Source organism: Lactococcus petauri, assembly GCF_002154895.1.
GTDB classification, from domain to species: domain Bacteria; phylum Bacillota; class Bacilli; order Lactobacillales; family Streptococcaceae; genus Lactococcus; species Lactococcus petauri.
Map to the genome: position 1 here is coordinate 1 of NZ_MUIZ01000008.1, position 17,641 is coordinate 17,641.

A 17,641-nucleotide genomic window follows, 5' to 3' on the forward strand; every position below is an offset into this window, starting at 1 on the left:
AAAAGGCTAAACAAGTCCAACAGGAGAAAGAGAAAAAACAAGCGATTGAAAATGCAAAACAAGCAGATAAAGAATTATTGATAAAAGCTAAAGCAAGTCTTGCTGAAGCACAAAAAAATCCTAGTGCTAATAATTTAGAACTTGCGAAAAAAGCTATTTCTCTTGTAAAAGATGATAAAGCAGCTCAACAATTGACGAAAGAATTAGACGGTATTAAAAATCGTGTAAAACTTGAAACTGAAGCTAAAAAAGCAGTCGCAGATTATCAAAAAAATGCTACAAATGCAGATAAATTGAAAAAAGCACAAACTGCTGTATCAAAATTGACTTCTGATTATAGCAAGACTTTAAAAGCAAAATTAACAAAAGATATTGCAGCTTCAAAGTCACAAGCGGATAAGGCTAAACAAGCAGAAGAAGCTAAGAAGGCTGCTAATGTTTCAAAGGAAGCAGATAATTCTAACAAGACAACAAAAGGTAATGCTTCAGAAGTGAATCAGCGACAAGCTGAAAACTCAGCTGTGACGGATTCTATACCCGTAAATGCTGGTGTAATTTCAAATGATAATGTGAATGCTTATCAACCTACCCCACAAGCTCCTGCAGGTGGCGGAAACACTTCAACCCCTGCTACACCTAGTACAGGTGGTGGTAATACAGCAACTCCTTCAACAGGAGGAGGGAATTCAGAGGGTAATAGTAATACAGGTGGCAATAATGGTACTGTAACTCCTCCTCCTGCGGAAACATTTACTGGTTGGGTGAGAAGAAATGGGGTTATTGTTTGGTCGCAAGGTGGCTTTGCTACTTTGGCAGAAGCAGGTCGTGCGGCAGCAATTTGGATGAATGCAAATGCTGATTTTGATGGAGATTATTCATCAGGTGCTTATTAATATAAAAAATAAAGCGGTAGTTTCCTGTGAAACTATCGTTTTTCTATTTTGCCCTCAAATAAGGCATAAAAAGGTTTGGAGCTAGGAGGTGTGGTGTAGTAGTAAAAATAATAGTTTAAAGAAAGCCTGAGCCAAGACAGGCTTTTTTATTTTGCGCAGAATAAAAAAATAAAAATAGGAGGCATTTATGTCTAAATTCAAAAAGAAAAAATTACAAGAAGCATTTACAGAAGAAAAACAAACCCGTTTCCGATTACGCAAATCAGGTAAACACTTTATTACTTCAGCCATGTTACTACTAACCGTAGGGGGGACAGTCGCAGGACTTGTAAAAGCAGATGTTATTAATATTAAGCCATTTTCAAGCCCTGCACGTTCAATTACTCTACCTGATAATGGGCCAGTCAACTATAAGTTTTCGGGTACAGGCACAGTGAAGTTTGATAATGGGCACGAAGCTTCCGCAAATTTTATGGAAGTTAACGGTGCGACAACTTTCTGTTTAGAACCTTTTGTAGATGTTTTCAATGGTGCTTATGCGACTAAAGCGGGTCAAGATGAAGCGGCTCAGAAACAATGGAAGGCAATGACAGAGTACCAACGAAACCTCATTAATAATATCACTTATATTGGTGAAATTAATAATGCGGAAGCAGACAAAAATATCAACCTTGCGACACAATTTGCTTTGTGGTTAGTTGAAGCGGGGCAAAATGAAGTTTCAGGATTGCTTCCTAAAGTTTCAGAAGTTGATATATCAAAACTGAATAATGTTGTTGGCGGTCATAGAATTACAGGCTTAGAATCCACTGGTGCAGATATTTCACAAGTTATCCAACATGCAACAGTTATTCTTAAACAAGCTGTCGCAAGTTCAAAAAAACCTGATTTTAACCCAAATCCATTAACAGTACTTGCTGGATCAAGTGCAACTGTGACAGATAAGGCAGGGGTTCTTGCAGGTGGTGCAGGAGGTTACGGTTTACCTTTTGATAAAATCCAAGCTTCTGAGGGCTTGAGTGCTAAACGTGATGGAAACTCATTAGTAGTTTCTGCTACACCATCAGCTATTGGTAAAGATGGTACGGTTAAAGTTCGTAATTACACCAATGTTGATTTTCAACCAAGTTATATTTATGGCACAATTAATCCTGATGGAAATGTAGGACAAACACTTTATGCCACAACTGACCCAGCTTTATTAAAAGGACAACTTGAAGTCAAAACTATTGGTTTAGGTGAAGTGACACTTCAAAAGACTTCTACAAATAATGCTTTTTCAAATAAAGCTATGGCAGGTGCTGAGTTTACACTCTTTAATAAAGATGGTAAAGCTGTAAAATGGGCTGACGGTCAAAAAGGTTATCCTATCACACCTCTTGCAGGTACAAAGACGAATGATACAAATGTTGTTCTTAAAATGGGTACCGACGGTAAATTAGGGGTTAAAAACCTTGATTACACTAAAGGTTATTATTTCCAAGAAACAAAAGCCCCTGCAGGTTTTGCTTTGAATGCTACTAAAATTCAAGTTTCATTTGATGAAAACTCTAAGTTTGACGGTACAACAAACAACTATCAAGATGATGTTGCAACACAAGATATTCCAACAGGTGCAACAACATTAACAAAAGTCGATTCTGATACAAATTCTTCTAAAACACAAGGTGAAGCAACGCTTAAAGGTGTTACTTATGGCTTGTTCCATTCGGACGGAAAAGCGGTTGAATGGTCTGAGGGCTTAACAGATAAGACCGCAGGTTCTACTGAAAATCTTCCAATTACTCCGCTTTTTGGTACAAAAGCAGACAATAAGAAAGTAGAATTGACGATTGATAGTTCAAATAAAGTTGGAGTGCAAAACCTTCCACTTAAAGAAAATGGTCAATCCTTCTATTGGAAAGAACTGCGTACTTCATCAGGATATTCACAATCATCTAAGAAAATTCCAGTCGTCTTTGATGATAAGAGTGAAGTAGATGTTGCGACTAATGATTTCATGGATAAAGACAAAGCAGCAGATAAAGTAAATGTCTTTAATCTCATGTTTGAAAAAGCACAAGACGTTAACGGTTCTCTTCCAGGTCTTAATGGAGCAGAATTTGAACTCAAACAGCAATCAGGAACAAAAGGTAATCCAATTAAAGCTGTATCAGGTACTGGTACAGACTCTAACGGTTATACAAAAAATGGTTTAGTTGTCTTTGATGGAAAAGCTAATGCACTTGCAGGAAATCCAAGTAAAGACGGAATTGCAATTGGTGATTACCTCTTGACTGAGATTAAAACACCAAATGGCTTGAAACCAATTAATCCTATTGCGATTTCTATTACGGATAAATTGGATAAAGACGGTTCACCTGTATCTTATACAGCTACTTTTACAGATACTGTAACAGGACAGCAAATTGATAAAGTTACAGTTGAAGCTTCATCACTGGTTGATAATAACTTGATGTTCAAACTCAATCTCGGTATCTTTACAGATAAACAAAAAGAGCAGCCAAAAATTACTACAACTGCAACTGATAAAGCAGACGGTGATAAAACATTAGGTGTTGGTCAAGCACAAGTTACAGACAAAGCAGAAATGGAACATTTACCTGCTTCTAAAGACCTTACCTTAACAGGTACGGTAGTTTATAAAGACTCTGGTAAAGAAGTAAAAGATGATAAGGGAAAAGCTATCACTGCTTCTAAGGAGTTTAAGTCAGATGATAAAGGAAAAGCTTCAGTTCAACTTGATTTCCCAACGGTTAATACTGTGAAAGACCAAAATAAAGTCTACACAGTAAAAGAAGTCGCAAAAGATAAGGAAGGTACTGTAGTTGTAGAAGAAAACAACTATAAAGATAATCCTTCTCAATCTGTAAAAGTTGATAAGGCAGACGGTCATACAGAAGTACAAAGTAAAGAAATTTCAACAACTACAACAACAGTTACAGATAAATTCTTCTATGAAGGACTAGTTAAAGGTGATACTTACACTGTTAAGATTTCACAAGCGTATGATCATGACTTGAAAAAAGTTATTGATGTTGACGGCAGCTTAACCTTTAAAGCTACAGATACGAAAGGTACTGTAGATGTACCAGTCAAAGTTGATGCGAAGAAGTATGCAGGACATAAAATTACATTTTATGAGGACGCATGGCATGGTAAAACTCCAAAAGGCACACCAATCATTTCTCACCATGATAAAGATGATGAAAAAGAAACATTCAGTGTTGTAGTTCCAAAAACTTCAACACTGAATACTCCAAAAAGTATTCTTCCACATACTGGAGAAGAAAAGACTATTTGGAGCTTAGTAGGTATTGGTGCAATTCTTGTAGCATTAGCTATTGCTCGTCGTGACAAAATTAAAGCTTTTTTTAATAAAGATAAAAAATAATAATAAATATTAACCGTAAAAAGCGGTGCAGTGGTGGGATAGTGGTGAAAAATGAATCAAAAAATTTGTGAGCGAATTTGTATTTTTAGCTTAGTAGTAATGGTTATAGCAACATATATTATAGTTATAAATACATTTTTCAGGTTAAATATGGACAATGTAGTTGGTATATGTGTTTTATTAGCTTTAGGGGCAGGGTTAGTATTGTTGGTAGCTTCATATTTTTTTGATTAAAAAGTATGTGAGTTAAGAAACTTTAAAACCTCATCATATTTATGTTGAGTATCATTTTTTAAACTTTCTAACTTTTCTTTTTCAGATGTAGTCAAATTATTATTTTCTAATTTATCATTCCAATACGTGTCAGAGAATAGTTCTAGCCCATTAAATGAGAGCTGAACGTCGTTTTCTGCTCCTGTATTTTTGTTTAGAATATAAAAGAAAGTAAGGATTTGATAGCTATTATCAGTTCCTTTTAAAATGATGAACTTAGGAGAAATTATCTGTTGGCGATAGAGTGCAATATTACCATCAAAAAAACTAATTGTTACAGATTTTTCTTGATGAGGGAATGAGTAATGTTTTTGTATTGAAGCTTCTTGATGGGTAATAGAATAATCTGAATTGAGATATTTTGAAGATTGTTTGGCTAATTTTAAAATATAGTCTTGCAAATCCGTTGCATTTCTAGCAATTTCCTTATTTTTAGGGCTAATTTTGTTAAGAAGTGCTTCAGTATTGATTTTAGAAGTTGAAGTAGGTGTAATAATAACATTGCTTTTACTATCAAAGTCAGCTAAAAATATTTCTTTTTCTAAACCTGAGTTATTCCTATCAAGTGAAATATCTATAGTGGGAGCAAGTGTGTAGCCATTAATCTTTTCAGAATTACTTTGACTCAAAGAGAGTTTATAATCAAGTGGTTGGTGATTACTAGTAAAAGTTGTTCCAATTAAGGAAATGGAAATAGAAATACAAATACCAATAATTGAAAGACCGATGGATATCCAAGGACGGATATCCTTTTTACGTTTATTATTCATAAACATATTGTAACAAAATATTGACTGTGAAAAGCAGTGAAGTGGTGGGGTGGTGGCATAAATAAAGTGGGGGTAAAATTTGAAAATTTATAAACTAGCAGATGACTTGGGGGTGGATAAAAAAACACTTCTTTCTTTTGCCCAAAATAAGGGTATTGGAGCCAAAAGCATAGCTTCGGAGCTAACATCTGATGAAGTAGACAATTTACTTATTGCATTTGATGAAGCAGGCGGAGTTTTAGAACCTGTCGAAGCTGTTTCAAAAAATCCAACACCTCAGGCAACTAAAAATGGGGAATCGCAAAAACAAGGTTTTTTCAAATCAGGTCTTTCAAATTTGAAGAAATATGAAAAGCAGCCAAAAGAGCCTAAAATTCCTAAGACTAAAATAGTAAAAGAAGGAACAGCGCTACGCATTTATCGTCTCGTTGCTCTGTTTGTTATTGCTCTGTTTATTGGATTAGGCTATTCAGCTTATAATGCAAATATTCAGGTGACAGAGTTAACAAAAAAAGTGAATGAAACGACTCAAACTTTGAGTGAGAATCAAAAAGTTCTTATGGATCAGAGCGAAAAATTGACAGGTCGTGTAAAAATCTTAGAAGAAGGTCAGAAAAAGTCGGAATCATCCTCAAAGAGAACAGATAAAAAGACTTCAGCGCCTAAAGCTAAAGTGCAGCCGTCTAAAAATAAAAAATAGGAAGTGAGATTAAAATATGAGTATTGAAGATATTAAACATGGCTTTATAGTGTTGCTCGCTATTATTGCAGGGGGGATGATATTCAAGCATTGGAAGAATGCAGCATGGATGGAAATTGTTTCAGTTCTTGCTATTGGTGGTATTATGTGGGCATTATTCACAGGTAAAGACATATTTGCGATGATGTGGAGTGTCATTACTGCCATTCTAAAAGTGTTTGGAATTCATATAGCGTGATTGCCTATGGAAAAACAAGAGAAATTACATTATGATTATGCGATTGGCTTAGAAACACCCTACTGGATACAAGAAATCAGGTTACGAGGGAAGGTTTACTGGACTTTTCAAACGCCCTTATCTGTTCCATTTTTAGGGGTCATGGGTTTAAGTGCAGTCGCAATTTTTCTTCTCATTCATCCGCTACTGCCTATCTTAAGATACGTGCCATTTGTGCCAGTTTCACTTTGTACGATAGCTCCTTGGTTTATAGGAAAAGCTTATGTTGAAAAAGAGCCTGATGGTAAAAAAATGCACTATTTTATTTATGGTACATTTCGTTTTATAAAAAACTTCGGTTTTGATAAACGTTGTATTTATGGTGAGGAACGGAGGGAAGAAGTGCAAGAAAAAATTGTATTTGAAAAAGTAATGCTTTAGAGAAAGCTAGAAAGAGGAATATGAAACTTAGTTACCCAATAGAACGCTATAAGGAGAATTTAGTCTTAACCAAAGAAAGAGAAGTGATGGCTTTTTATACTATCCCTTATTTTTCTTCTTCTCCAATCAATTTTAAGAAAAAAAGAGAAACAAAAGAAACAATAGAAAAAGCAATAAAAAAATTATTACCGAATGCCTATTTTGAACTTTCTTTAGTATCACGTGATTTTCTTTTGGAAGAAAAAATGTCAGACCTTGCGGAAACATTCGTATCTGAAAATAAAAAATCAGGAGAAGTTTATCTTAAAGAAGTAACGGAACGTTATAAAAAAGAGATGGAGATTCCTTATAAATATGTTTGGTTACTAGGGGTCTATCTCTCAAAAGAAATGAAAGATATGTCTTTCAAAGAGCTTATTAAAAATGCAATCACAAAACAAACAACAGCTTTGATGAATGCTTTAGGACGATACGTTCAAGTGGGAGAGGATTGGTCTGAAAATTGGTACCATGCAGAAATGGAACTCAGACAAACACTATCAGCGTTAAAACCTGTACCTTTGTCTGATGAACAAATGTATTATTACCAAAAGCTTCAATTTTTACCTTATATCCCACATTTGTTTAAAGATGTACTGGAATCAAGAAGTATCAACAATATTACAGATACTATGATTTATGCCAATAATATGGGAGAGTTACAGTTTGTAAGTCCTTATGGTACAAGTTACCTTTCAATTTTACCAATTGGAAAGTCTACTGGAATATTGACTAACAATCATATTGATGAAATTGTTCAAAGTTTCAACTTTCCAATTGGTCTTAAGAAGAAGTGTCATTTTCCTGATATGAAAAGTTCATTTGGCTATAAGTCCAAAATGAGCCAAAGCTTAGTCCGTTCAAAAACAATTATGCGTGAAACTGCAAATACAGGAAATGTTATGCATGACCGTATTATTATTGGGCGTAAAGGTTTAAACGATATGGCAAAAAAAGTTCAAGCAAAAGAGCCTATTATTGAATATGGCGCTTTTTTATTTATTGCAGCTTCAAGTCGTGAACAATTGAGAAGCCGTGTAAAAACAGCAATCGGTGCATTTGAAGGTAAATTTGAATTGGAACGTGCACGTATGGATCAAGCCTATCTTTTTCAATCGTTACTCTATGGCGCAAAGTTAGACCGTACAACACGCTTTTGGTATCACTCTTCAGATTCTGCAGGTTTTTCACAACACTTGCCATTTACCACAACAAAGAGCGGTTCAGATTCAGGCTTTCCTTTAGGGCGAGTAGATACGAACTACCACAAGTGGGAAGATTTAAACCAAGCTATTCATGCTTCGAGAAATATTGTCCTCTATAATCCTATGCTTGCCAATAAAGAGGGAATTGCAGGGAAGGTGACTAAAAATCTTTTAACGACAGTTACAGGTATGACAGGTTCAGGTAAGACAATACTTGCTCAATATAAGTTCTTACAAAATGTACATTCTAAAATCAAATCACTTTATATTGACCCCAAACACAATATTAGGGCGCAATGGCTCAGTGTATCGCAAGACCCAGTATGGCGGAAGAAAAATCCCGAACTGGCAGCGGTGATTGATAGAATTAACTTTGTAACACTTGATTATCAGAAAACAGAAAATGTAGGTGTACTTGACCCTATTGTCTTTTTAAATCCAGAAGATGCCTTGACAGTGGCGAAAACCATGCTTAAGTATTTGGGAGAGGGGACATGGAAAAAAGAAGAAACAACAGCTATTTCTAAAGCTGTAAAAGCAATTGTGAAACGTAAAATTGAAGGTGAATCAGTCGGTTTTATGCACGTGATTGATATTTTGAGAGATTCAAAAAAAGAAACTGTACAAGCTGCAGGGGAGTATCTTTTTGAAGCAGTTGAAGGTTCTATTTTATCTTTGGCATTTTCTTATGGAGAAGTTGAGGGAATTTCATTTGAAGAACACGCAACTATTTTAGAAATAGCGGATTTAGAACTTCCTGAATCAGATTCAGATGATGAACTTTCAGAAGAAGAACGTAATTCTGTTGCTTTGATGATGGCTTTAGGCACATTCTGTAAACGATTTGGTTCAATGAACGACCAAGAAGAAACGGTTGAATTTATGGATGAGGTTTGGGTGATTATGACTTCTAAAGAAGGAAAACGTATCATCAAGTCCATGAAGCGTGTCGGACGTTCTCAGAATAATAAGCTTGTTCTTATTTCTCAATCCGTCAATGACGTGAAGGATTCAAACGATACCACAGGTGCAGGTGAACGTTTTTGTTTCTATGAGGATGGAGAGGAAGAACAAATTTTACGTACCTTGAAATTAGAAGTCAATGAAACGAATATTCAATGGATTCGGAATATGAATCAAGGACAATGTGTGTATTTAGATGTCTTTGGCAACATCAACCGCATTTCAATTGAAATCCCTGAAGCGTGGTTAGAATTATTTGCGCCTAAGAATGATTCAGAACAGTCTCAGTTAGAAAAACAATACCAAAAACGTTAGGAGGTAAATATATGGATTTTAGTATTCTATATAAAGGTATAATGAAATATGAAATTTACCGAGAAACTGTTGGGGGTAAGATTGCAGAACCAGTGCCTTTATTTTGGAATTTCATATCAAGTATTCTTATAGGAATGCCATTTCAAATTTTTAAAATACAAGCAGTAATGGTTAGTTTTTTGACAAATCTTCTTAATATTTCAGGCACTTTGAAATCTGTTCAAGCAACTATGATGACTCATGCTAAGGCTATCTTTTTAGGGTTTATTGGTGGTTCAAATGGTACAATTGCACAGGCTTCAGGGGCGGGGATGTTACTTGCTATTACTGGTTTTTACTTGTTTTACCAATATACCAATGGTAAAGGAAATTTCATGCGTGCTTTCATTCATTTGATGGCAGTTGTCGCGACTATGTTTTTCTTTTTTGGAAATTTTACTGTAACGACACCAGCAGGAAATAGTAAAACGGCTATGGGCGGTCAAATCCTCTTTGATACAGTAACCAATATCGCAGATACAGCCAAAAAAGAAATTAATAATGGAATGACGGGTTTTTCTAATACCGAAGAATCGGGAGATTTTATTGAAAATTATGTGGTTAAACCTACCGCAAATTTTATCAATACAGGTAATCCTGCAGGGATTATTAATTCTGAAACTGGAGAAACTTTTTCTTATGAAGCTGCTAGTGGTGAGAAAGAAGTAGATGGTAAGAAAGGTCAAGCTTATGTAGATAAATTAGCTGCAGATGGCTTGATTGATGGTCGTAAAGGTAATCCGTATCTTAAAAATACAGGTAAACAATTAGGTTTTCAAGTTGCTGCAGGTTTTATGGGTGGTATGAATTTATGGATATACGCTGTTCCAATTATCGCAGTCAATTCAACTATATCAGCTCTTTCACTCTTGGTCTGTGTTTTTGTCATAATCATACCTTTGAGCGCTCTATTGAGCTTTGTTCCATGGTTTAGAAATGCTTTCTTTACGACAATAAAAACAACGCTTGGTTTATTAGTTGCGCCATCAATTTTAAGTGTTATGCTTGGAATGTTATTCTTTTTAATGATACAGATTGATTATGGCGTATTAAGTCTGATTATTGGTAAACCACAAACGAATTTAGAAGCTGCAGTATCAGGGTTAAGCAGTATAGAATTTCTTATATTTTTCCCAGTTGTTTTTATCTTGAAAATAGTGTTCATGATGATTTTATGGAAAAATCGTTCAGGTATTTCTCAAAAAGTTGCAGGAACAAATATGGCTTCAGGAAATGCGGAACTTTCTCATATGAAGATGGAATGGGAGCAGTTTAAACGTGGTTTCAAAAAGAATGCTGAGGGTGGTGCTAAAATAGCAACTGGTGTAGCGACAGAAAATCCAGCTCTTATCGCTGATGGTGCTTCTTTGGTTGCCCCTAACATGACGAAGGGATATAATCGTTTTCAAGAAATGAAGCAACAGCCTTCTGAAGATATACAAGAGCCTGAGAAACAGATGGAAGAACAGAGTCCAAATGATAGCCAAGTTCCAAATGAAACTCAACTTCAAGAGCAAAATGCTTCAGAAGAAACTCAAAATATTGAAGTTCCGCCTGAAGAACATATTTTAAATGCAGAGGACAACAGTACAGAACTTGAAAATACAGAAAACTTAATTTCTGAAGAAAGTCAAACACTTGAAAATGAAGAAATATCGGAACAAGTTGATGTTCAAGATTTGCAAGATAATCCTGATATTGAGAAATCGTTTGCGACTGAAGAAGAATCGATTATTGAAGAATCAATGGATCAAAGTGATTTAATCAGTTGGGAAGAAGCGGTTCAGGATTTACAAGAAGTGAGAGTATAAAGTATGAAGAAAATAGGCTTAATAATTGCAGGAGTTCTCACTCCTGTTTTTCTTTTCTTTGGACTAGTCTTAGTACTCTTTGGTTCAATGTTAAGTATTGGAAGTAAAGAGGGTGTTCCCGATATTTCAGGAAATGGCACTCCTCCAGTAACAGGGCAAGCCCTTCAAGTTGCGACAAAAACTTATCAACACTTGATGAAAGAACACAAATTCACTTCTGAGGGAGCTTCAGGGGCACTTGCAGTAGCTCAACGTGAGAGTATGTTTGACCCACAAGCCATTAATCCTGCAGGAGGTGTTGCAGGGCTTTTTCAATGGTCTGGATGGGGGAGTTTTATTAATGGTGACCGTATTCACTCTGAAGGTTCAATTAAAGGAATGGATTTAACTACTCTAACACTTGATAATGAGTTAACGCTTATGGATAAAGAATTAAATGGTTCTTTTTCAAAAGTAAAAACACTTCTTCGTAAGTCTAAAGACCCTGTACAGGCAGCCAAAGATTGGTCGCTTTACTATGAAGGAGTGAGTTTATCAGATGGGCAAACTAATTTGGAGCTGATTTCTCAGTTAGCGAATCAATGGTATGCCTATTTTAACGGTTCAGGTTCATCAGGTGGGGCTATCAAACTTCTTAATGAAGTATTAGGGAAAAAAGTAGGTTCAGGACAATGTTATGCTTTATCAGATTACTATGTGAATAGTATCAGCGGTTTTCATCTTCAGGGGTTATGTGCTTTTAATATTGGTTCAGACAACTTTAGTGCCTTTACCTCTCATGGTTGGAAAGTCATTATGAAGCCAAAAGCGAGTGACCTTGTGGCAGGAGCAGTTGTCAATTGGGGCTTTGGACCAGTTGCAGGTTCAGCAAGTGAGAATCCATACGGGCATACTGGTGTAATTAGCACAGTAAAAGGAAATAGCTTTACAACTTATGAACAAAATGTAGGGGGAGTTCAAATAGTTCAAAAAATGAATCGCACGTGGGATGGCAGTATTACAAGTATTGCAATACCACCACAAGGAGATAAGAAGTGAAAAAAGTAAATTTATTAATATTTGGAGTTTCTTCATTACTATTACTTTCAGCTTGTGGCAATAATCAAATTGTCAAACCAAATAAAATAGAAGTTTCATCATCACAAGTAACGAACACTTCTACCAAGAAAGAAATTGTAAAGACAACTGAAACTTCTGAAAGTTCAGAAATGAAATTTGAACCTTTGAAGGCAAAAGAAGTTGTGCAAGATTTTATTGATAGTTATTACAATTATTCTTCGGAAAACAAGCGTAATGAATTGACTAAAGCTTTTTGTACTTCAGAGGTGCAGAAGAAGTTGCATTTAGTTAAAGTTGCTAAAGAAATAAAAATGGAATCGTCTGTCACTGCTTCAGATATTTATGAGGGAGAAGAAGGGGAGTACTTAGTTATGGTTTCTTATGATTTAAATGGTAATCAAGTGACACCACAGGTATTAAAAATAAATGTTGAGCAAGGAAGTAATCAGTATTTAATTTCTAGTGTTGATTTTCCATTAATGAATTGAGGAGAATATTTTGAGTACAAATAGAATAAGAGATGAATCATGAGGTTCGTTTTACATAAATAAAAATTAAGAAGTAAAGACTTGTTTTGGAACAAGTCTTTTTTGTTTTAAAGGAGAAAACATGGAAGTAAATGAAATGCGCCGCTTAGCTATTTTAGATTTGAAAACTAAAGGTTTTGCGTTGGATAGTTATTGGGAAGGGTCAGGTAGTTGGCTAGGCTGTTATGCCCGTCCTAAAAACAAACCACCTTATGGGTTTGATGAAGCTTATGATGAATTTGGAAACTTGATCCCTAAAGATGGTCGGGATTATACAGAATGGTTTGAATGGAATGTTCCAGAGCTTTTGGAATTACAAAGACAATATCCACAATAATTTAAATCGGTGAATATTAAGGGCGAGAGAAATCTTGTCCTTCTTTTTTTATAGGAAAGGAAATTTAATTTATGGAGAGAGAGTGGTACAAAGATTTAAGAACAAAGGAAGAACTTGGGGAGTTTTTAAAAGTGTCAGACAGTACGATAACAAGACACATAGATGAAATGAAAAAAAGTGCAAAGTTTAGTGAATATATCCATGAATATTCAAAGAAGATACTTCGTATTGAATTTCTTGGTTATTGTCAATTTTTAGAAGAAAAAGAATCAAAACGTAAGAAGATGTTATAATGTTATTACACACATTTCTTTGTTTGGTTTCCTAAGGAGAAAATATGTTTTGGAAACTATTAGAAAACGGTAAGTATAGATATTTTGAAAAGTACTTTGATGTTGAGCAGAATAAATGGAAACAAGTAACTGTCACAATGAATTCAAAGAGTAGGGTATCTCAATCAGAAGCGAGGAACAGGTTATCTCAAAAGATTGAGAAGAATTTACAAAAGAGTAAGGAGTTAGCTGAAGAAAGCAATCAAGAACTTAGTACAATAAATGAGATATTTCAAGATTGGCGATTAGTAAGAGATATTGAGTTAAAGGATTCATCTTCTCATGTTGAAAAGAAGGCGTTTAGTAAGTTTTTAGCAGCTTATGGTGACTTAAAAATTATAGAGATTAAAGCTAAGGACATACAAGATTTTTTGCTTAAATCTAATCTATCTCCAGTTACTCGTACATTAAGGAAAGCACATTTTAATTTGTTCTTTCGTTATGCCACTACTATTGGTTATATTAATGAAAATCCAGTAGATAGGGTTGTTCTTCCAAGAATTAGTAAGACACTTTCAGAAGTTCAAAGGAAGCAAAATAAATTTTTGAACAAAGAGGAAATGAAAACAATTTTGGAATTCTCTTTTAAGAATAAAAGACATCTAAGAAAAACATATTTGTATGAATTTTTATTTTTGACAGGTCTTAGAATTGGTGAAGCTTTAGCTTTAAGATGGGAGGATATAGACACAGATACTAGTAGATTGACTGTTAATCACACATTGGATGTTCATAGTGCCTGCACGGGAGATAGAAAAATAACTTCTCCAAAAACGATTCAATCTTATCGTACAATATATTTAAGTGATAGATGTATAGAAATTTTAAATTACTTTTCTAATAATAAAAAAGACTTAGAGTTTGTATTTGTAAATGAATATGGACGAATATTCAACATGTCTACGTTGTCCCATTATTTTAAAGAAATTTGTACATCTTGTTTGGGGGGAGAAACAGATGAGAGAAAATATACATTGCATATGCTTAGACACTCGCATATTTCATTGTTAATGGAAATGAATATTCCTTTAAAGGCTATCATGGATCGTGTAGGACATTCTAATGAAAAAATGATTCTGCAAGTTTATAGTCACACAACAACTGAAATACAAAAATCAATGGAGAAAAAAATAAAAGGGTTAACAGTTTAAAAACTAACCAAAAACTAACCAAGGAATTGACAATAATTGATTTTAATTGACTATTATTGAAAGAATATAAAAATAGAGGATAGCTTAATAAAGGGCTATTGACAGGTATTGAGGATAATTGAGCAGAATAAAAAATATGAATGTGGTAAAATAAAGCAATGACATGGATTATAATTTTACTTTTCTGCCTTTTGGCTTATGGTATTTTCGTTGAACCGCATTTGATGCGTGTGCGACAAGTGAAAATTTCAAACACAGCCGGGTTGAAAGTTGCACACTTTACCGATACACATTTTAATTGGCACACACATCCACGCCGCTTTTTTAAATTTTCAAAACACATAGATAAAACACAACCTGACTTGATCTTGTTCACAGGCGACTTATTTGATAAAGTCGATTGGGCGCAAGCGCATGATGTTGATAAGGTAAAAGAAATTTTAGCAAAACTTGAAGCACCATTAGGAAAATTTGCGATTTTGGGTAATCATGATTTTTCTCATGAAGGGGATGCGAACTATATAAGAACTTTTCTAAAGGAAGCAGGTTTTACTGTACTTACCAACCAATCACTCATGTCAGGAACAGTATCATTAACCGGACTTGATGATTTACGTGAAGGACAACCAAATTTTAGTATGGTCCCTGAGCAAGGAAAGTTTTCTATTTTAATGATTCATGAGCCGGATACGATTTTACAAGTAGAATTTCCTGAAAAATATGATTTAGTCGTTGCAGGACATAGCCATGGTGGGCAAATTCGTCTTGGTAATTTGCGCTTACGTAATGATGGCTCAAAGGTGTATGATTCTGGTCTATACATATTAGGGAAATATACAAAACTTTTTGTCAATGCCGGTATTGGCTTAACCTTTTTACCAATCAGATTTGGTGTTCCTCCAGAAATCGTCTATTATGAAATTTAAAAAGTCTCCAGAATTTTATCTGGAGACTTTTGTTTAACGTTCTTGTGAAGAGATAATGGTTTCTTTACCATTATTATCAACAGCATGGAAATGCCGAGGCCAAGAATTATTAAAAGGGTATTGGAAATCAACCGTAATGGTTAAAGGATTGTGCGGCTGTGAAAATTTCACAGAAAGCAGTCCTTTTTGGTTGAGTAATTCAAAATTGATAAGGGGCTCAAGCGGGATAACGCCTTTTAGCTGATTGTCAATGATGAACCAAAAACTGTCAATGATTTCACCAGGAATACTAGAGACAGTTCCATAGCTTGCATAGCGTCCTTTTGTTTCAGTAAATGCCATTTTGGTCCTCCTTTATCATTTATCATTAACTTTCTAGTTTAATTTAAACGGGTTTGGCTGATCACTTCTCGAATGTTTTCCAAAGTATCTTCGATTGAATCCTGAGCTTTCATCCCGTACATCAAAAAGATGGCATCGAGAAGACTAATTTGAGAAACGGTTGAAGCGACAGCTTCAGGTCGAAAAGATATTTCTTCAGCGATTGAAATAAGTGCCAAGTCGCTTTTTTTCACCAAGGCTGAGTTGGCAAATGACGTAATGGCAATCACAGGAACGTGATTGCTCTTCAAAATATCAACGATTTTCAGTGTATCTTTGTTTTTACCAGTATGTGAAATAACAAAAGCACAGTCTTTTTCGGTCAGTTTAGAAGCCAACATTTGTTGATAATGAAAATCCTGATGATATACCGTTTGCAGTGGCATACGCAAAAATTTATGGTAAGCAATTAAAGCAACGGCATTAGAGCCACCCAGACCAAAAAAACCACATGTTTTGGCGGATAGGAGGATATTCATAACCTTATCCAAAGTTTCGCTCTCTATCAGCTGCAATGTTGCATTGAGAGAAGAAATATTACTTGTAAAATTCTTGGCAAGAATATCTTTATAGCTATCTTCTGGCGATAGTTCGCTGAAAAAGTTGTCGGATTTAAATTTTTCGGTGCTGTGGATAGCTAACTTTAAATCTTGAAATGAATCAAAACCGATTTTTTTGGCAAAACGCGAAATGGTTGCAGTAGATACTTTAGTATTCTTTGCGAATTCTTGAATGGATAAGCGGGCAGCCGTGTCCATATTTTCAATCAAGTAATTTGAAATGGCTTGATCAGATTTACTGAGATTATCGTAATAAGAGTTGATACGTGTGATGAGAGATTGTGTCATATGCTTTCCAGTCTTGCTTTTATTATATCATAACACAATTTTGAGGTGGAAAATGGGAAATGCTTTTAAAGAGAAAGTTGATTTATTCCTCTTCAAAATCATAGTCTCGTATTGCGCTAGAAATATCACTAAAGTCGAAACCTTTACGGGCTAAGGCTTGGGTGATGCGTTTCTTAAGCTCATAGCCTTCGTATTTTCTACTGTATTTACGGGCACTTTTGTCGAGTTCAGTGTAAAGGAGCTCTAACTCATTTTCTTCATCCACTTCAAGTTCTAGACTTTCAAGAGCTATAGCGCTAATGGCATAGGAAAAACCCTTAGCAGTGAGTCCTTGTGTGATTTTTTGTTTTAGTTGTTGTCGAGTGTGACGACTTGCTTTTTGACGGACTATCTTTTCCGCAAGAGCGACAGCCACGTCAATTTGTTTTTCTTCATTGAAAACTTGTGCTATACCCTCATCAATAAGTTGTAAATCTAGCCCCTTTAGGTGGAGTTTCTGTTTGATCTGATAAGGACCAGCACTTGCTGTGCGTACTTTTCCCTGGATATAACTTTCGATATAAGCTCGGTCGTTGAGGAGACCATTTTTAGTAAGGTTGTCAATGATCGCTTCGATTTGAATTGGTTGGATATTGTGTTCATAGAGGTACTTTTTGACTTCTGATGATGTCCGAGCCTTGTAGGAGATAAAGTAAAGTGCTAAAGATTTACCTTGTGCAAAATTATCAAAAGCTAACAGCTGCTCCAGTTCCGCTGTAGAAAAGGCTTTATCCCTCGTCAGCATATATTTTACAACTGTATCCTCACAGACGTAAATTTTATCTTTAGCTTCCTCCCAGTCCTTATATGAAAAAGGCTCTGTTAGTATAACTTTATAAAGCTTTTTGAGTTTTGTGATTTCCTTGATTTTTATCATAACTTTATTATAACAGAGTACCGGATGAAGGGGAAATAGATTTTTTGGATCTAAGAAAAAAGCACTAGCGAATGAACTAGTAGCTTTTTCTAAAGTTGTCTTTG

General features: G+C 35.1%; 17 protein-coding genes. 13 read left to right on the plus strand and 4 right to left on the minus strand.

Annotation, left to right across the window (positions count from 1 at the left end; genetic code table 11):
• On the plus strand, positions 1-893 hold an 893-nt coding region (locus tag BZZ03_RS10245; protein ID WP_086583219.1), incomplete at its 5' end, for a hypothetical protein.
• Between the two features lie 187 nt (positions 894-1,080).
• Positions 1,081-4,287, plus strand: coding sequence for a SpaA isopeptide-forming pilin-related protein (locus BZZ03_RS10250; protein ID WP_086583220.1), 3,207 nt, complete (start codon positions 1,081-1,083; stop codon positions 4,285-4,287).
• Between the two features lie 230 nt (positions 4,288-4,517).
• Here the strand turns inward: BZZ03_RS10250 and BZZ03_RS10260 are convergent, their stop codons facing one another.
• A complete protein-coding gene (locus tag BZZ03_RS10260) occupies positions 4,518-5,330 on the minus strand; it encodes a hypothetical protein (protein WP_086583222.1) in 813 nt (270 codons plus the stop codon).
• Positions 5,331-5,409: 79 nt separating this feature from the next.
• Between BZZ03_RS10260 and BZZ03_RS10265 the strand changes: the two genes are divergently transcribed.
• The 11 genes from BZZ03_RS10265 to BZZ03_RS10315 all read left to right on the plus strand — a co-directional run bounded on the left by BZZ03_RS10265 (position 5,410) and on the right by BZZ03_RS10315 (position 15,392).
• A complete protein-coding gene (locus BZZ03_RS10265) occupies positions 5,410-6,030 on the plus strand; it encodes a hypothetical protein (protein WP_086583223.1) in 621 nt (206 codons plus the stop codon).
• 16 nt (positions 6,031-6,046) lie between these two features.
• Positions 6,047-6,268: a TcpD family membrane protein gene (locus BZZ03_RS10270; RefSeq protein WP_086583224.1), complete on the plus strand. Its 222-nt coding sequence runs from the start codon at positions 6,047-6,049 to the stop codon at positions 6,266-6,268.
• 6 nt (positions 6,269-6,274) lie between these two features.
• Positions 6,275-6,688, plus strand: a complete 414-nt coding sequence (locus BZZ03_RS10275; RefSeq protein ID WP_198943952.1) for a conjugal transfer protein — start codon at positions 6,275-6,277, stop codon at positions 6,686-6,688.
• 20 nt (positions 6,689-6,708) lie between these two features.
• Positions 6,709-9,210, plus strand: coding sequence for an ATP-binding protein (locus BZZ03_RS10280; RefSeq protein WP_086583226.1), 2,502 nt, complete (start codon positions 6,709-6,711; stop codon positions 9,208-9,210).
• A gap of 11 nt (positions 9,211-9,221) precedes the next feature.
• Positions 9,222-11,060: a hypothetical protein gene (locus tag BZZ03_RS10285; RefSeq protein WP_233128979.1), complete on the plus strand. Its 1,839-nt coding sequence runs from the start codon at positions 9,222-9,224 to the stop codon at positions 11,058-11,060.
• Between the two features lie 3 nt (positions 11,061-11,063).
• Positions 11,064-12,098 (plus strand): phage tail tip lysozyme, encoded by a 1,035-nt coding sequence (locus BZZ03_RS10290; protein WP_086583227.1) that lies wholly within the window; start codon positions 11,064-11,066, stop codon positions 12,096-12,098.
• Complete coding sequence (locus BZZ03_RS10295) at positions 12,095-12,607, plus strand: EF0163 family protein (RefSeq protein WP_086583228.1); 513 nt, start codon at positions 12,095-12,097, stop codon at positions 12,605-12,607. Before BZZ03_RS10290 ends, BZZ03_RS10295 begins: the two co-directional genes overlap by 4 nt.
• Positions 12,608-12,728: 121 nt before the next feature.
• A complete protein-coding gene (locus BZZ03_RS10300) occupies positions 12,729-12,983 on the plus strand; it encodes a hypothetical protein (protein WP_086583229.1) in 255 nt (84 codons plus the stop codon).
• Positions 12,984-13,054: 71 nt separating this feature from the next.
• On the plus strand, positions 13,055-13,276 hold the full coding sequence (locus BZZ03_RS10305; RefSeq protein ID WP_086583230.1) for a hypothetical protein: 222 nt from the start codon (positions 13,055-13,057) through the stop codon (positions 13,274-13,276).
• A gap of 44 nt (positions 13,277-13,320) precedes the next feature.
• Entirely contained in the window at positions 13,321-14,466 is a 1,146-nt protein-coding gene (locus tag BZZ03_RS10310; RefSeq protein ID WP_086583231.1) for a tyrosine-type recombinase/integrase, read from the plus strand.
• Positions 14,467-14,624: 158 nt separating this feature from the next.
• Positions 14,625-15,392: a metallophosphoesterase gene (locus tag BZZ03_RS10315; RefSeq protein ID WP_086583232.1), complete on the plus strand. Its 768-nt coding sequence runs from the start codon at positions 14,625-14,627 to the stop codon at positions 15,390-15,392.
• Positions 15,393-15,425: 33 nt separating this feature from the next.
• Here the strand turns inward: BZZ03_RS10315 and BZZ03_RS10320 are convergent, their stop codons facing one another.
• From BZZ03_RS10320 to recX, 3 genes are all read right to left on the minus strand, one after another.
• The gene (locus tag BZZ03_RS10320) at positions 15,426-15,734 is read right to left on the minus strand and encodes a DUF960 domain-containing protein (RefSeq protein WP_019291953.1); all 309 of its coding nucleotides are present in this window, start codon (positions 15,732-15,734) and stop codon (positions 15,426-15,428) included.
• A 38-nt stretch (positions 15,735-15,772) separates the two neighbouring features.
• Positions 15,773-16,621 (minus strand): MurR/RpiR family transcriptional regulator, encoded by an 849-nt coding sequence (locus BZZ03_RS10325; RefSeq protein WP_019291952.1) that lies wholly within the window; start codon positions 16,619-16,621, stop codon positions 15,773-15,775.
• Positions 16,622-16,703: 82 nt separating this feature from the next.
• The gene (recX, locus tag BZZ03_RS10330; RefSeq protein ID WP_086583233.1) at positions 16,704-17,537 is read right to left on the minus strand and encodes a recombination regulator RecX; all 834 of its coding nucleotides are present in this window, start codon (positions 17,535-17,537) and stop codon (positions 16,704-16,706) included.
• Positions 17,538-17,641: the final 104 nt, after the last annotated feature.

Excerpts from the sequence above, each read along its gene's own strand:
- BZZ03_RS10270 (WP_086583224.1), top strand. The coding sequence starts at position 6,047 with ATGAGTATTGAAGATATTAAACATGGCTTTATAGTGTTGCTCGCTATT.
- BZZ03_RS10275 (WP_198943952.1), top strand. The coding sequence starts at position 6,275 with ATGGAAAAACAAGAGAAATTACATTATGATTATGCGATTGGCTTAGAA.
- BZZ03_RS10305 (WP_086583230.1), top strand. The coding sequence starts at position 13,055 with ATGGAGAGAGAGTGGTACAAAGATTTAAGAACAAAGGAAGAACTTGGG.
- BZZ03_RS10250 (WP_086583220.1), top strand. The coding sequence starts at position 1,081 with ATGTCTAAATTCAAAAAGAAAAAATTACAAGAAGCATTTACAGAAGAA.
- BZZ03_RS10280 (WP_086583226.1), top strand. The coding sequence starts at position 6,709 with ATGAAACTTAGTTACCCAATAGAACGCTATAAGGAGAATTTAGTCTTA.
- BZZ03_RS10325 (WP_019291952.1), bottom strand. The coding sequence starts at position 16,621 with ATGACACAATCTCTCATCACACGTATCAACTCTTATTACGATAATCTC.
- recX (WP_086583233.1), bottom strand. The coding sequence starts at position 17,537 with ATGATAAAAATCAAGGAAATCACAAAACTCAAAAAGCTTTATAAAGTT.
- BZZ03_RS10315 (WP_086583232.1), top strand. The coding sequence starts at position 14,625 with ATGACATGGATTATAATTTTACTTTTCTGCCTTTTGGCTTATGGTATT.
- BZZ03_RS10285 (WP_233128979.1), top strand. The coding sequence starts at position 9,222 with ATGGATTTTAGTATTCTATATAAAGGTATAATGAAATATGAAATTTAC.
- BZZ03_RS10260 (WP_086583222.1), bottom strand. The coding sequence starts at position 5,330 with ATGAATAATAAACGTAAAAAGGATATCCGTCCTTGGATATCCATCGGT.
- BZZ03_RS10290 (WP_086583227.1), top strand. The coding sequence starts at position 11,064 with ATGAAGAAAATAGGCTTAATAATTGCAGGAGTTCTCACTCCTGTTTTT.
- BZZ03_RS10320 (WP_019291953.1), bottom strand. The coding sequence starts at position 15,734 with ATGGCATTTACTGAAACAAAAGGACGCTATGCAAGCTATGGAACTGTC.
- BZZ03_RS10310 (WP_086583231.1), top strand. The coding sequence starts at position 13,321 with ATGTTTTGGAAACTATTAGAAAACGGTAAGTATAGATATTTTGAAAAG.
- BZZ03_RS10300 (WP_086583229.1), top strand. The coding sequence starts at position 12,729 with ATGGAAGTAAATGAAATGCGCCGCTTAGCTATTTTAGATTTGAAAACT.